Here is a 12,696-nt window from a genome sequence, read left to right as displayed (position 1 = left end):
CGTCGTAGAACGGGAACCGCAGGCTGGGGACGCTGTGCTCCCCCGGGCCGGCGTCGTAGTCCGCGTGCGGGAACACGACCGGCATCTCGCCGCCCCGGGCCCGCCAGCGCTCGTGCCACGTCGAGACCGTGTACGTGACGCCGTTGACCGTCGGCAGGTAGGAGTCCGTGAACGCCGCGACGGTCGGGAGCTCCCCGGTCACGCTACGCCTCCACGAGCTCGCGGTAGGTCGCTTCGAGCTCCTCGCCGACGCGGGCGAGGCTGTGCGACTCGGCGGTCTCCCGGGCGTTCTCGCCGAGGCGCTCCCGGAGTTCTGGGTCGTCGGCGAGCCGCTCGAGGGCGTCCCGGAACTCCGCGAACGTCGAGCACATGAGGCAGTCCTCGCCGTCCGTGAAGAACTCCCGGAACACGTCGATGTCCCGGAGGACGACGGGCTTCCCGCAGGCCATCGCCTCGAGGACGGCGATGCCCTGGTTCTCGACTTTCGCGGGGAAGAGGTAGACGTCGCCGGCGCCGAACGCCGCGCGCTTGTCCTCCATGTACCCCGTGAACGTCACGTTCTCGGGCGGGTCGTTCACCCACTTCTTCGTCGCCTTCCCGGCCTGGGGCCCCTCGTCGTAGGGGCCGAACCACGCGAAGTCGTAGTCGGTGGCCTTCGCGAGCTCGCAGAACGTCGTGAGGCCCTTGCGCTCGAACACCTCGCCGACGGCGTACACCACCATGCCGTCGAGGTCGAATCGCTCCCGGGTGTCATCGCGGAACTCGTCGTAGCCCTCGAGGCTCTCGACGTCGACGCCGTTCGAGAGCTGCTTGATGGGCGCGTCCACGGGGTAGGACTCGAGGACGCCCCTGGTGTACTCGCTCGGGCAGAGCACGAGGTCGGCCTGCGAGTAGAACCACCGGAGGTAGGGTTCCAGCGCCGGCGCGACCGTCGACGAACCCCGGAAGGACTCGGCGAAGTCCTCCTTCGTGACGTGCGCGTGCAGCACGAGCGGGACGTCGTTGCGCTTCGCGTGCCGGGCGACCGCGACGCTGCCCGGCCCGACGAGGTTGCAGTGCGCGAGGTCGTACTCCTCGAAGTAGCCCTCGCCGGCGAACAGCGTCCCCAGCGACTGCACGGGGTTGCCCGCGCGCCACGGCGTCTCCACCACCTCGACGTCGGTCCGCGAGAGGGCCTTCCGCTGCTGGCGGGTCGCGGTCACGATGCCCCCGCGGAGCCGGTCTTCGAGTTCGAGGTAGTTCAGCGCCCGCATCGTCGGAGGCAAACCGACCGCGGCCGATAACCCTACCGGAACTGTCTTCGGTGGGCCGCGCCTGCCCGTAGATATGTCCATCGCGGCGGAGCGAATCGAGCGCCTCCACCGGCTCGCGCGGCGGGCGGCCCGCGAGGGCGACGACGAGCGCGCCCGCGAGTACGTCCGGCTGGCGCGCCGGCTCGCGGAGCGCAACCGGCTCACGCTCCCCCGGGCGTTCCGGCGGTTCGCCTGCGACGCCTGCGACGCCTACCTGATTCCCGGGCGGAACGCCCGCGTCCGGACGCGGGACGGCCACGTGGTCGTCACCTGCGACTGCGGCCACCAGTCCCGGTACCCGTACGCGTAGCCGGCGGGGCCGATGCAACAAGTTTCAAAGTCTCGCCGCCTGAACTGTCGGTAGAACATGAGCGAGGACTTAGCGAAGCAAGCCCACGAGGCCGACGTGACGGTCTGGGTGGGGAAGGCCGGCGTCGACGCGGTCGCGGACGAACTCTCGGACCAGCTCGAGGACCGCGACGTCGTGAAAGTGAAGTTCCTGCGGTCGGCGCGCGGCGAGGGGTCGACCGAGGAGCTCGCCGACCGGCTCGCGGACCTCGCCGGCGGCGACGTCGTCGAGACGCGCGGCAACACGGCGGTGTACAAGTGATGGCGGTGGACCCGCTCCCGTTCGTCAGCGACCTCGTCCCGCAGTACGCGGGCGCCATCACGCAGTTCATCTACTTCGTCGTGGCGTTCGCCGCGGTCTACCTCGTCGGGCGGCTCGTGGTGCGCCCGCTGTTCGACCGCGTGCTCCGCCGCCGCAACCTCGATTCCCACGCCCGCAAGCCGCTCCAGCGGGTCGTGAACTTCGCCGTCGTCTTCGTCGCCATCTCCGTGGCGTTCGGGTTCGCGGGCTACGGGAACTTCCTGACGAGCCTCGCGACCATCGCGGCGGCCGCGACGCTCGCCATCGGGCTCGCCACGCAGGACGTCATCAAGAACTTCGTCGCAGGCGTGTTCATCTACACGGACGAGCCGTTCCGCGTCGACGACTGGATCGAGTGGGACGGCAACTCCGGCATCGTCGAGGACGTCAGCCTCCGCGTCACCCGCGTGCGCACGTTCGACAACGAGCTGCTGACGGTGCCGAACTCGAACCTCACCGACGGCGTCATCAAGAACCCGGTGGCGAAGCAGAAGCTCCGCCAGCAGTTCCTCTTCGGCATCGGCTACGACGACGACATCGACGCCGCCACGGAAATCATCGTCGAGGAGGCCGAGGCCCACGACGGCATCCTCGACGACCCCGGCGTGTCGGTGCGGCTGACCGAGCTCGGCGACTCCTACGTCGGGCTGAAGTCGCGGTTCTGGATCGACGACCCGTCGCGGTCGGACTTCGTGAAGACCCGCAGCGAGTACGTCCAGTCGGTCAAGCAGCGCTTCGACGAGGAGGGCATCGACATCCCGTACCCGGTGCGGACCCTCGACGGCGAGGTCGAGATCTCGGGGTCGCCGGCGACCGAACACCTCGAGTAGCGCGTCGGACCGCGGCCGCCGCCGACCGCGACAATTTTACCAACCCCGATTGTGTACGACGCGTATGATTCTCTGTGTGGACCCGGCGGCGTCAGCCCGCGAACGCACGACTGACGCGCTCGCAGCCGCCGGCTTCGACGTCGCCGGAGCCGGGTCGCTGTCGGCGGCGCGGGACGCGCTCGACGAGCACGCCGTCGAGTGCGTGGTCACCGAACACGACTTCGGTGACGGCACGGGTCTCGAGCTCGCGGCGACGGTGCGCGACCGCCACCCGGACGCGGCCTGCGTGCTGTTCACCGAGACGCCGCTGGACGACGTCGACACGGACGCGTTCGGCTCCGTCGTGGCCGAGTACGTGCGGAAGGAGGACGGGGACCGCGGCGAGCTCGTCGACGTCGTCGAGCACGCGCTCGCGTTCCGCAGCCAGACCGCGTACCCGCTGCCGGACGACGAGGCCGCGCGGGTCGCCGCGCTCGAGCAGTACGCCGCCGACCCCGCGGAGCTCGGGGCGTCGCTGGACCGCCTGACCGAGCTCGCCACCGCGCTGTTCGACGCCGACGCCGCCGCGGTCGGCGTCATCGACGCCCACACCGAGGAGTTCCTCTCCTGTCACGGCGTCAGTTTCGACCCGATGGACCGCGAGGACACCGTCTGCACGTACGCGATTCTCGACGAGGACGTCACCGTCGTGGAGGACGTGCAGGCGGACCCGCGCTTCGAGGGCAACGAGGGGCTGGCGGCCGCGGACATCCGGTTCTACGCGAGCGCGCCGCTGGTCACGCCCGACGGCGCCGCAATCGGGACGTTCTGCGTCTACGACGACGAGCCCCGCGAGTTCGGCGACCGCGACCGGGAGCTGCTGTCCCTGCTCGGCGACGAGGCGATGGAACAGCTGTCGCTGCGTCGCCGCGTCCGCGACGCGGGAGGTGCCGGCGATGACTGACGCCTACGAGTTCGAGGGGCTGCCGCTGGGCTCGATTCGCCCCGGGACGACCGTGCTCGTCGTCGGGCCGTCGCACGCCGGCACCCGGCACCTCTCGTTCCGGATGCTCTCCGGGCCGCCCGACGAGGGGTCGATTCTCGTCAGCACGAACCAGCGCGCGGGCCGCATCGCCGACGACTGGGCGCGCAGCGGCTTCCGCCTCGACGAGGACCGCGCGGCGATTCTGGACTGCGTCGGCGACGACGACCAGAGCGTCCCCGCGCAAGTGCTCCCGGTGTCGGGGCCCTCGGACCTGACGGGCATCGGCATGCGGTACTCGGATGTCTACCGGACGTTCCGGGAGTCCGGCGTCGACCGCGTCCGCACCGGGCTGTTCTCGGTGTCGACGCTGCTGTCGTTCGGCGACCTGAAGACCGTCTCGCGGTTCGTGCACACGCTCGTCGGCCGCATCGACGCGGTCGACGGCGTCGGCGTGTTCTCCATCGACCCGGGGATGCACGACGACCAGACCGTCTCCACCATCACGCAGTTCTGCTCGGCGCGCATCGACGTCCGCGAGACCGAGAGCGGCCAGGAGCTGCGGACCCGCGGCATCCCCGACCAGCCCCGCGAGTGGCAGAGCTTCGACGTGCAGACGGAGTAGCACAACAGCGCGCGAAGCGCGCTGGCCGACGAGCGACTAACGCGGCTCGCAGAGCCGCGGCTGGAGTGAGGAGGCTTTTAGCGTAGCTTTTGCAAGCGAAGGAGCGTCGCGACTGAGCGCTGCAAAAGGTACGTATGAATGGTTGGACGGGCCGGGGTGGCCCGGCGTTCCTGCCCGGGTAGTCCCGGTCGCCTTCTCCACCCCGCGACCCTCCGAGCGACGAGCGTTCGGTGCTCCGCTGCTCACTTCCGTGCCTGACGGAGTGGCACCGACGAACCGCGACGGCGACGCCCTTGCAGGCGCGCGCCGCGGACCGCCGTCCCCGAAGGACGAGGCTTCCACGTTGGCTTCCGGGGCCCGGACAGGTCGACCGGACTCCCCCGGATTTCGGCCCCCGCTGATGACTGTCTCGCGGGTGGAGGGCGGGGCCAAACCGCCCGGCCTAGTCCACTTTCACGTAGTCGACTCCCTCTTAAGGGCCTTTCGGGACGGGACAGTGGTGTGTGGTGTCGAGAGCGGCGGCGCGGGCCGAGCAGCAGGCGGGCGCTGGCGGCGCTGCCGAGGGAAACGGTCATCCGGGGCGACCGTCTACTGCCGGCCATGGGATTCGGTTCGACCGCGAAGAAGCTCCAGAAAGTGACGGAGATGGCGGACAAGCTCTACGAGCGCTTCGAGAAGCTCCGCGAGCAGGTCCAGGACCTCACCGGGACCGTCGAGGACACGAACGGCCGCGTCGCCGAACTGGAGACCGAGCTCGCCGAGCAGCGCGCGCTCGTCGAGGCGCTCGCCGAGCAACAGGGCGTCGACGTGGAGTCGGTCGTGAGTGACGTCGACGTCGACCCAGAGCCGGCGGTGGAATCCAGCGAGGGGAACGACGGGCGCGCGGATGGCAACGACTAAAGAACGCCGGCAAAGATTACCGGGCAGATGACCACCCACCGGACGCCGCTGGACTCGGTGCTGGAGACCGTCGGGGAGACGCCGCTGGTGCGCGTCCACGCGTCCCCCGACGAGGTCCCGGTGTACGCGAAACTGGAGTCGTTCAACCCCGGCGCGAGCGTGAAAGACCGCATCGGGAAGTACATGCTCGATGCGATGCTGGACTCCGGAGAGCTCCCCGAGGGCGGCACCGTCGTCGAGCCGACGGCGGGCAACACCGGCATCGGGTTCGCGGTCGCCGCCGGCCAGCTCGGCGTCGACGCCGTGTTCGTCGTCCCCGAGCGCTTCAGCGTCGAGAAACAGCAGCTGATGCGCGCGCTCGGCGCGGACGTCATCAACACGCCCACCGAGGACGGGATGGGCGGCGCCATCGACCGCGCCCACGAGCTCGCCGAGGAGCTCGACGACGCCGTCGTCCCCCAGCAGTTCTCGAACCCCCTGAACGCGGAGGCCCACTACGAGACCACGGGCCCCGAAATCGGCGAGGCGCTCGACGGCGAGGTCGGCGCGCTCGTCGCCGGCTGCGGCACCGCCGGCACGCTCATGGGCGCCGGCCGGTTCCTCCGCGAGCAGGTGCCCGAGTTGCACGTCACGGCCGTCGAACCGGAGGGGTCGCTGTACGCCACCACGAAGGGCCGCGAGGCCGAGGAAGCCGAGTACAAGACCGAGGGCATCGGCACCCACGACCCGTCGACGAACGAGCTGTTCGACCCCGAGTTCGTCGACGACGTCGCCCAGATTCCCGACGAGGACACCCACGCCGAGATGCAGCGGCTCGCCCGCGAGGAGGGCCACCTCGCGGCGTCCAGTTCCGCCGCGAACTCCCTCGCCGCGCTCGATGTCGCCGAGCGCGCGGCCGCCGGCGACCTCGAGTTGCCCCACGACTGCGTGGTCACGGTCTTCCCGGACTCCAGCGAGCGCTACCTCTCGAAGGGCGTCTACGGCAGCTACGAGGAGTGGGAGGGCTGACCGCGCGAGCGGGCGCGTTCGCAGCGCGCGCCACTCGACGAAGCGCATAACCAAGTCCCCCGAGAACAGCCGGCCGTCCCATGGACATCTCGAACCTCCCACAGGCCGCCGACAGCGACGCCGACGGCTTCCGGAAGGAGAACAACCGCCTCCTCGGCGTCCCCGTCGACGGCACCGCGATGATTCGCGCCGGCTCGATGGTCGGCTACACCGGCGACGTCACCTTCACCGGGAAGTCAAGCGCCGAGGGCGGGCTCACCGGCTTCGTGAAGGAAGCCGTCACCAGCGAGGGCACGCCAATCATGGCCGCGGAGGGAACCGGCTACGTCTACGTCGCCGACCGCAGCAAGAAGGTCCAGCTGCTGGACCTCGACGACGGCGAGTCCATCTCCGTGAACGGCAACGACGTGCTCGCCTTCGAGGACGGCGTCGACTACGAGATCAGCACCATCGGCAGCCTCTCGGGCGCCGCCGCGGGCGGCCTGACGAACGTCTATCTCACGGGCCCCGGCGAGGTCGCCATCACCACCGACGGCGACCCGCTGGTCGTGACCCCGCCCGTGAAGACCGACCCCGACGCGACGGTCGCGTGGAGCGCGGACCTCTCCCCGTCGTTCTCCGTGAACAAGGCGTTCGAGATCGGCCAGACCTCCGGGGAGTCCGTCCAGATGGAGTTCACCGCCGACGAGGGGTTCGTCGTCCTCCAGCCCAACGAGGAAGGCAGCCAGCTGTAGCGGTCAGGCCGTCAGCCGGCCGTGCTCGACCTTCATGCACTTGTCCTGTACGACGCGCAAGCCGGCGTCCTCCGCGCGCTGCGCGGCGTCGTCGTCCTCGATGCCGAGCTGCGTCCAGACGACCTGCACGTCGTCGCGCTCGATGGCTTCGTCGACGATGCCGGCGACCTCCTCGCTCGGCCGGAACACGTCCACGACGTCGACCTGTTCGTCCACGTCGGCCAGCGAGTCGTAGGCCTCTCGGCCGAAGATTTCGTCGGCGTACGGGTTCACGGGAATCACGTCGTAGCCGTGGGCGAGGAGGTACTGCGGGATGTCGTGGGCCGCCTTCCCCGGCGTCGATGAACAGCCGACGACCGCGACGTGCTCGTAGTCCAAAATCTCGCGGAGCTCGGCGTCGGATTCCACGGGCATACTAATCCGTTGGACGGCCGCGGCGAAAAAGCTACAGGTCCCGCCAGTCCGTCCCGTCCTCGACGCCGACCAGCCGCGCCTCGAAGCCGCCGTCCTCGCGCTCCCGAATCGTCACGATGCCGTCGAACAGCTGCTTGAGCGTGCTCACCGTCTGCTCGTCGTGCGCGCTGGAGTCGACGACGAACACGCCGAGGGCGTCCGCGGACTGCACGCGCCCCGTGAACACGTGCAGGAACCGGAACACCGTCTGGAGGTCCGAGTACATCAGCAGCGTCGACAGCGAGTGCAGGAGGATGCGGTTCTCGGTGACGCCGCGCTGCTGGTAGAGCGCGCGCAGCAGCTCCGAGAGCTCGATCCCGATGCCCGTCAAATCGACCGGCGAGGACGCGTACCGCACCAGCTCGGACTCGGTCGCCGTCCCCATCCCCTGCTGTTTGGTGACGCAGTCGACGACCCCCAGCAGCGGCTCCGCGTCGCCGACGTGGTCGGCGAAGTCCTCGATGACGCGCTCGGCGCTGTCCTTCGTCGACACGACGATGGCGCCCTCGCCCGCCCGAGCGCCGGTCGCGAGGACGTCGAACCCGAGCTCGCGCTTGCCGCTCATCGGCGGTCCCTCGACGAGGATGTTGGTCCCGGGGTCGAGATCCACGTCGGAGAAGACCGCGCCAAGCTCGTACATTACGCTACCCCTCGCGTCCCGACCGCGACCGGGGGGTGGCGTGTCGACGAGTCGTACTCCCCCGTTCTCATCTGCCCGAAAGATATGCTGATTCGCTTAAATTCCTTTTGATTGGCGGGTTCACGGGCCGGCCAGCCGGCCGACGACGAACGCCGCAGCGGCGACGAACGTCCCGGCCTTCAGGAGTTGCTGGCCCGCCTCCGGGTCGTCGAAGCTCCGGTACGCCGCCGCCAGCATCACCGCGTCCGCGGGCACCACGACGACGAGGTACCAGACGCCGAACGTCCCGAACAGGTACGGCACCGGGCTCGCCAGCACCGCGACCACGAGCAGTACGGTCCCGAGGACGAGCGCGCGACGCTCCCCGATTACGACGGGCAGCGTCCGCAGCCCCTCCTCGCGGTCGCCCGCCACGTCCTCGACGTCCTTGACGACCTCGCGCGTGAACGTCGACAGCGCCGCCAGCACCGCGAGCACGCCGCCCGCGAGCGGGTCGCCGACCGCCGCCGCGCCGAACAGGAACGTGCTCCCGACGAGGTACGCCACCAGCGCGTTCCCCGCGCCCGGCAACCCCTTGAAGAACGTCGTGTACGTCACCAGCCCGACGAGGTTCACCGCCGCGATGGCGAGCGCCAGCGCCGGCAGCAGCCACGCCAGCACCACCGCGCCCGCGAACAGCACGAGGCTGAACGCCAGCGCCCCCCCGCGGCGACACCGCCCCGCGCGGAATCGCGCGCTCGGGGTTGTTGATGCGGTCGACCTCGCGGTCGAAGTAGTCGTTTATCGCCATCCCCGCCGCCGTCGCGAACCACGTCGCCCCTACCGCGGCCGCCGTCGCCGTCGGCTCCGCGAACGCCCCGCCGGCGACGAACGCCCCGATGAACGTCAGCGCGCCCGCCGCGACCGTGTTCACCGGCCGCGTCAGCTCCACCAGCCCTCGAACTGTCCCCGACACGCTCATGCCCACGCCTACGCGGACCACCCCGAATAAAGGAGGCGGTACGACCGAACCCGTGCCCGCCCCGAATCACGGGGTTTAAAGCCGGCCTCCGTGTACGTCAGCGTGCCGGGCGCTTAGCTCAGCTTGGACAGAGCACTTGGCTTCGGACCAAGACGCCGCGGGTTCAAATCCTGCAGCGCCCATGTTTCTGACGACGAACGAAGTGAGGAGTCGAAACTGGGCCGAAGGATTCGAATCAGACGAGTCGCAGCGCGCGAACGGAGTGAGCGCGACCGTCTCGGCGTGGTGCAAATCCTGCAGCGTCTACTACCTCACCGTTGGTTCGTGCTGACTCATTTGCTGGCTTACCTGCTGCTCCCGCCCGTCGTCTATCTAATTGCATCAGAGAACGCGTCTCCGCTACTCGAGCTGAAGAAGTAGAAATCGTCTAAACCCGAAAATTGGGTTTTACGAAGCGTCTTCTATCTCGACGGTCTCCTGAGTGACGACCGTCTCGGAGCCCCCCGAACCGACTGCGACGACGGTTACTTGAACCGAACCATTACTCACATCAAGTCCACTAGTATAGTCGGGATGGTCTGACGAATTGTAGATTTGGAGCGTATCACCGACACCGGAGATGGTTTCAGATTGCCCGTCTGCCGTCACGTTGAGTTCGGCAGCGTTCCCCTCGCTGATCCACGTCACTGTCGCGGTGCCGTCGTCGTTCTCACTGATGTCCGCGCCGGCCTGCACGTTCTCGCTCACGCTGTCACCGAAGCCGAGCACGAAGCTAGCGATGACCGCGGCCAGAATCACTGTAATCGCGACCATCAGGATGACCCCGATGACCGGCGAGACCCCCCGTTCGTCCTTGTCAGGAATTTCGAAGCTGATTTCCATGGTTGTAGTCACACGCTTGACACGAGTGGTCAGCGCTTGGACTCAAATTGCCACCAGTCGTAATAAATCCTCTGCGGCAGGGTATAGCTCACCTAACACGAGAAAGACGGGCGTCTGACTTCCGTGCATATCAGAACGAATAGACGACCGGAGCGGGGTGAACGCGGAATCGAGCGCTCGACCGCGATGGGCGCGAGTAGGCCGCCCCTAGAGTCGCGTGGCTTTTCCGGCAGTACGGCGCGTACTCGAGTATGGCGACACTCGGCACGAAACTCGTCCAGATGGACGCGGTGCCCGCGGTGGTCCACTACGCCGACGGCGGGCAGGACGGCCCGCTCGAGATTCGACACGTGCAGGTCGACGACGGAACCGTGAACGCGGTGATTCACGTGCAGTCCGGCGGCACGCAGTCGCTGGCGCGCATCACCGGCGACCTCGACGCCGACGAGCTCGAACTCCAGATTCCGACCGAGCCCGCGGAGTTCGACTCCGTGGAGGCGTTCCTCGACGCCGACGACATCTTCGAGACCGCGAAGACCATCGTCGACGTCCAGACCGACCTCTGAAGGGCGGCTACGCGTCGCCCTGTCCGGGGTCGCGGCTCGGGAGGAGGCCCTGCGCGATGAGCCGGCGCGCGACGACGACGAGACCGTTGCCGACGCCGGTGCCGAAGATGGCTTGCTCGGAGTGCGAGTCCGGCATGATGGAGCTCACGAGGAACGACGACCGGTCGACGAGCATCAGTCGCCCGATGGCGACGTCGTGGTCCGGGTCGTTCTCGCCGCGGAGCCACTCCAGCCCCGAGGTGAACGTCGTGGCGTCCGGCACCGCGTCCTGAATCTCGGTCTGGGCGGCCGTCGAGACGGCGCCGATGGCGACGTCCGCGGCCGTGTCGTTCAGCCGGTCGACGAGCTCCTCGGTCAGCACGGAGTCGTCGCCGACGACGAGCACGACCTCGTCGGTGGCGTCCTCGACGAGCTTGTTCGCGCGAGTCGCGATCGCGGTCTGGCCGCTCAGCGTCCACACCTCCTGGACGGGTGACTTCGCCTCGCTGTCGACGTCGTCGACGGACTCGAGCGCGCCGCGGAGCCGCTCGACGCGGGACTCGTACTGCTCGCGCAGCGTCTCCGTCGCCTCCTCCAGCGGGACCGCGCGGAACTGCTGGGGGCTGGAGTGCTGGATCTCGACCAGCCCCTGCGCTTCGAGGACGCGAATCGCGTCGTAGATGCGCGTCCGCGGGACGTCGGTGATCTCGCTGAGTTTCTTCGCCGTGCCCGTCGGCACTCGCGTCAGTCCGACGAAGCACTTCGCTTCGTACTCCTTCAAGCCGAGTTCCTGGAGGAGGTCGGCGGCCTCCTCGGCGTGCTCGTTCGTTGTCATGTGTCCCAACCATCCCCCGGCCAGCCGGGGCTTCCGGAAAAATAGCAGTGTGGGACGGATAGGCGTTGTCACTACGGTCGTACGTTCGAGTGAGCGGTCAGACCGGGAACACCCCAGCATATGACAGTGCGGCCGCCGACGCAGGTGCCGAGCGATTCGTTTGTGACGTTTCCAGTTACAGATTTACCTACCTTCTATACCCTGCCACTGTGGCTAGATTAGCGAGTGAGTTGAGTAACCCAGTTAATCATAAATTCATTATACGGGGGCGTTCAATAGGTAGAGTGGCACGCGACGTCTCAGTGTCCCAACCACGGAGGCGCGTGCCAGCCCCGCCACTCGCGGCGGGGTTCCGCGAGCGGGGACGCACTCTCATGAGTTTTGATACACCCGAGGAGGCGCGCGACGTCGCCATCGAACGACTCGAACAGTTCGGCCTGAGCACGTACGCCGCGCGGACGTTCGTCGCGCTCGCCGGCCTCGGCACCGGCACCGCGAAGGACGTCAGCCGGGTCGCGGACGTCCCGCGGACGCGGGTCTACGACGCCGTCGACGAGCTCCAGTCCCACGGGCTCGTCGACGTCCAGCAGTCGACGCCGAAGGAGTTCTGGGCCATCTCCGCCGCGACGACGGGCCGGAAGGTCGAACGCGAGTGGCAGTACCGCGCGGACGAACTCCAGGCCGCCCTGGACGAGCTTCAGCCCGTCGAGCAGTCGGAGGAACAGCGCGGCGTCTGGACGGTCTCCGGCCGGAAGACGGTGACCGAGCGCGTCGTGGAGTTCTGCGAGAACGCCGAGGACCGCATCGTCTACATGACCGTCGAGGAGCTGCTCACCGGGGACGTCGTCGACGCCCTCGAGGCCGCGGCGGACCGCGGGGTCACCATCGAGCTCGCGGGCGTGTCGCCGGACGTCCAGGAGCGCATCCAGGAGGGGGTGCCCAGCGCCGACCTGTTCGAGTCGCTGTGGATGTGGTCGGACACGCCCGCGGGCCGGCTGATGATGGTCGACGGCGACACGACGCTCGTGAGCGTGCTCGTGGACGGGGAGAACGGCCAGCCGACGACGCCCGAGTCGGAGACGGCCATCTGGGGGAGCGGGGAGACGAACAGCCTCGTCGTCGTGCTGCGGGCGATTTTCACGTGGCGCCTCGACGACGACTGACTACCGCGTGGCGAGCACGAGGACCGTCCCGGTCAGGCCGCCCCACGCGACGGCGCCGGCGGCGGCGAACGTGAGCAGCGCGCCGTCCCCGAAGAAGCCCGCGACGGCCCACACTGCCACGCCGACCGCGGCGAGCGCGTGAATCGCGACGCCGCTGACCGGGGGGTCGCGGCCGCCGACTGACAGCCACGTCCCGTACGCGCCGAGCGCGAGCGCGA

16 protein-coding genes, 1 tRNA gene, 1 other RNA gene and 2 pseudogenes are annotated in these 12,696 nt (G+C 68.7%); 11 read left to right on the top strand and 9 right to left on the bottom strand.

The window, feature by feature from the left end; genetic code table 11:
• Together GJ634_RS10955 and GJ634_RS10950 are read right to left on the bottom strand one after the other, a co-directional pair.
• Positions 1–202: pseudogene (locus GJ634_RS10955) on the bottom strand (glycosyltransferase family 4 protein); the annotation flags it as partial.
• Position 203: 1 nt separating this feature from the next.
• Positions 204–1,253 carry a glycosyltransferase family 4 protein gene (locus tag GJ634_RS10950; protein ID WP_157502824.1) on the bottom strand — a complete coding sequence of 350 codons (1,050 nt, stop codon included), beginning with the start codon at positions 1,251–1,253 and terminating at the stop codon, positions 204–206.
• 73 nt (positions 1,254–1,326) lie between these two features.
• Between GJ634_RS10950 and GJ634_RS10945 the strand changes: the two genes are divergently transcribed.
• From GJ634_RS10945 to GJ634_RS10925, 5 genes are all read left to right on the top strand, one after another.
• Positions 1,327–1,602 (top strand): ribonuclease P protein component 4, encoded by a 276-nt coding sequence (locus GJ634_RS10945; RefSeq protein WP_157502823.1) that lies wholly within the window; start codon positions 1,327–1,329, stop codon positions 1,600–1,602.
• Between the two features lie 57 nt (positions 1,603–1,659).
• The gene (locus GJ634_RS10940) at positions 1,660–1,902 is read left to right on the top strand and encodes a YhbY family RNA-binding protein (protein ID WP_157502822.1); all 243 of its coding nucleotides are present in this window, start codon (positions 1,660–1,662) and stop codon (positions 1,900–1,902) included.
• Complete coding sequence (locus tag GJ634_RS10935) at positions 1,902–2,771, top strand: mechanosensitive ion channel family protein (RefSeq protein ID WP_157502821.1); 870 nt, start codon at positions 1,902–1,904, stop codon at positions 2,769–2,771. The genes GJ634_RS10940 and GJ634_RS10935 overlap by 1 nt, the downstream gene beginning before the upstream one ends.
• Before the next feature lie 64 nt (positions 2,772–2,835).
• On the top strand, positions 2,836–3,714 hold the full coding sequence (locus GJ634_RS10930) for a GAF domain-containing protein (protein ID WP_157502820.1): 879 nt from the start codon (positions 2,836–2,838) through the stop codon (positions 3,712–3,714).
• A complete protein-coding gene (locus GJ634_RS10925) occupies positions 3,707–4,357 on the top strand; it encodes a hypothetical protein (protein WP_157502819.1) in 651 nt (216 codons plus the stop codon). Before GJ634_RS10930 ends, GJ634_RS10925 begins: the two co-directional genes overlap by 8 nt.
• Before the next feature lie 140 nt (positions 4,358–4,497).
• Here GJ634_RS10925 and ffs read toward each other — a convergent pair.
• Positions 4,498–4,810: signal recognition particle sRNA (gene ffs / locus GJ634_RS10920), an RNA gene on the bottom strand.
• 147 nt (positions 4,811–4,957) lie between these two features.
• Here ffs and GJ634_RS10915 point away from each other — a divergent pair.
• The 3 genes from GJ634_RS10915 (at position 4,958) to GJ634_RS10905 (ending at position 6,999) form a co-directional block, all read left to right on the top strand.
• Complete coding sequence (locus tag GJ634_RS10915) at positions 4,958–5,257, top strand: DUF5798 family protein (protein WP_157502818.1); 300 nt, start codon at positions 4,958–4,960, stop codon at positions 5,255–5,257.
• A 27-nt stretch (positions 5,258–5,284) separates the two neighbouring features.
• Complete coding sequence (locus GJ634_RS10910) at positions 5,285–6,265, top strand: PLP-dependent cysteine synthase family protein (protein WP_157502817.1); 981 nt, start codon at positions 5,285–5,287, stop codon at positions 6,263–6,265.
• Between the two features lie 80 nt (positions 6,266–6,345).
• Complete coding sequence (locus GJ634_RS10905) at positions 6,346–6,999, top strand: AIM24 family protein (RefSeq protein WP_157502816.1); 654 nt, start codon at positions 6,346–6,348, stop codon at positions 6,997–6,999.
• 3 nt (positions 7,000–7,002) lie between these two features.
• Here GJ634_RS10905 and GJ634_RS10900 read toward each other — a convergent pair whose 3' ends face one another.
• The 3 genes and pseudogenes from GJ634_RS10900 to GJ634_RS10890 form a co-directional block, all read right to left on the bottom strand.
• Positions 7,003–7,413 carry a CoA-binding protein gene (locus GJ634_RS10900; protein ID WP_157502815.1) on the bottom strand — a complete coding sequence of 137 codons (411 nt, stop codon included), beginning with the start codon at positions 7,411–7,413 and terminating at the stop codon, positions 7,003–7,005.
• A 31-nt stretch (positions 7,414–7,444) separates the two neighbouring features.
• Entirely contained in the window at positions 7,445–8,092 is a 648-nt protein-coding gene (locus tag GJ634_RS10895) for an ATPase domain-containing protein (protein ID WP_157502814.1), read from the bottom strand.
• A 120-nt stretch (positions 8,093–8,212) separates the two neighbouring features.
• Positions 8,213–9,053 (bottom strand): annotated as a pseudogene (locus GJ634_RS10890) (geranylgeranylglycerol-phosphate geranylgeranyltransferase).
• Positions 9,054–9,160: 107 nt separating this feature from the next.
• Here GJ634_RS10890 and GJ634_RS10885 point away from each other — a divergent pair.
• Positions 9,161–9,235: transfer RNA gene (locus tag GJ634_RS10885), tRNA-Arg, on the top strand.
• A 265-nt stretch (positions 9,236–9,500) separates the two neighbouring features.
• On the opposite strand, the gene GJ634_RS10880 is transcribed toward GJ634_RS10885, so the two are convergent.
• Complete coding sequence (locus GJ634_RS10880) at positions 9,501–9,935, bottom strand: type IV pilin (protein ID WP_157502813.1); 435 nt, start codon at positions 9,933–9,935, stop codon at positions 9,501–9,503.
• Positions 9,936–10,186: 251 nt separating this feature from the next.
• On the opposite strand from GJ634_RS10880, the gene GJ634_RS10875 reads away from it, so the two are divergent.
• Positions 10,187–10,501, top strand: a complete 315-nt coding sequence (locus tag GJ634_RS10875) for a hypothetical protein (protein WP_157502812.1) — start codon at positions 10,187–10,189, stop codon at positions 10,499–10,501.
• Between the two features lie 7 nt (positions 10,502–10,508).
• On the opposite strand, the gene GJ634_RS10870 is transcribed toward GJ634_RS10875, so the two are convergent.
• Positions 10,509–11,315, bottom strand: coding sequence for a TrmB family transcriptional regulator (locus GJ634_RS10870; protein ID WP_157502811.1), 807 nt, complete (start codon positions 11,313–11,315; stop codon positions 10,509–10,511).
• Between the two features lie 374 nt (positions 11,316–11,689).
• On the opposite strand from GJ634_RS10870, the gene GJ634_RS10865 reads away from it, so the two are divergent.
• Complete coding sequence (locus GJ634_RS10865) at positions 11,690–12,478, top strand: TrmB family transcriptional regulator (protein WP_157502810.1); 789 nt, start codon at positions 11,690–11,692, stop codon at positions 12,476–12,478.
• Here GJ634_RS10865 and GJ634_RS15590 read toward each other — a convergent pair.
• A partial coding sequence (locus tag GJ634_RS15590) for a hypothetical protein (RefSeq protein ID WP_197425495.1) occupies positions 12,479–12,696 on the bottom strand: 218 nt, incomplete at its 5' end.

It is taken from the genome of Halobacterium sp. CBA1126 (assembly GCF_009741975.1).
In the GTDB taxonomy this organism is placed as follows: domain Archaea; phylum Halobacteriota; class Halobacteria; order Halobacteriales; family Halobacteriaceae; genus Halobacterium.
Note: the sequence above shows the minus strand (reverse complement) of the source record. Positions and strands in the feature narration are given on the sequence as shown.

What these genes read in the sequence shown, in the direction of transcription:
- GJ634_RS10950 (WP_157502824.1), bottom strand. Translation starts at nt 1,253, where the DNA reads ATGCGGGCGCTGAACTACCTCGAACTCGAAGACCGGCTCCGCGGGGGC.
- GJ634_RS10945 (WP_157502823.1), top strand. Translation starts at nt 1,327, where the DNA reads ATGTCCATCGCGGCGGAGCGAATCGAGCGCCTCCACCGGCTCGCGCGG.
- GJ634_RS10940 (WP_157502822.1), top strand. Translation starts at nt 1,660, where the DNA reads ATGAGCGAGGACTTAGCGAAGCAAGCCCACGAGGCCGACGTGACGGTC.
- GJ634_RS10935 (WP_157502821.1), top strand. Translation starts at nt 1,902, where the DNA reads ATGGCGGTGGACCCGCTCCCGTTCGTCAGCGACCTCGTCCCGCAGTAC.
- GJ634_RS10930 (WP_157502820.1), top strand. Translation starts at nt 2,836, where the DNA reads ATGATTCTCTGTGTGGACCCGGCGGCGTCAGCCCGCGAACGCACGACT.
- GJ634_RS10925 (WP_157502819.1), top strand. Translation starts at nt 3,707, where the DNA reads ATGACTGACGCCTACGAGTTCGAGGGGCTGCCGCTGGGCTCGATTCGC.
- GJ634_RS10915 (WP_157502818.1), top strand. Translation starts at nt 4,958, where the DNA reads ATGGGATTCGGTTCGACCGCGAAGAAGCTCCAGAAAGTGACGGAGATG.
- GJ634_RS10910 (WP_157502817.1), top strand. Translation starts at nt 5,285, where the DNA reads ATGACCACCCACCGGACGCCGCTGGACTCGGTGCTGGAGACCGTCGGG.
- GJ634_RS10905 (WP_157502816.1), top strand. Translation starts at nt 6,346, where the DNA reads ATGGACATCTCGAACCTCCCACAGGCCGCCGACAGCGACGCCGACGGC.
- GJ634_RS10900 (WP_157502815.1), bottom strand. Translation starts at nt 7,413, where the DNA reads ATGCCCGTGGAATCCGACGCCGAGCTCCGCGAGATTTTGGACTACGAG.
- GJ634_RS10895 (WP_157502814.1), bottom strand. Translation starts at nt 8,092, where the DNA reads ATGTACGAGCTTGGCGCGGTCTTCTCCGACGTGGATCTCGACCCCGGG.
- GJ634_RS10880 (WP_157502813.1), bottom strand. Translation starts at nt 9,935, where the DNA reads ATGGAAATCAGCTTCGAAATTCCTGACAAGGACGAACGGGGGGTCTCG.
- GJ634_RS10875 (WP_157502812.1), top strand. Translation starts at nt 10,187, where the DNA reads ATGGCGACACTCGGCACGAAACTCGTCCAGATGGACGCGGTGCCCGCG.
- GJ634_RS10870 (WP_157502811.1), bottom strand. Translation starts at nt 11,315, where the DNA reads ATGACAACGAACGAGCACGCCGAGGAGGCCGCCGACCTCCTCCAGGAA.
- GJ634_RS10865 (WP_157502810.1), top strand. Translation starts at nt 11,690, where the DNA reads ATGAGTTTTGATACACCCGAGGAGGCGCGCGACGTCGCCATCGAACGA.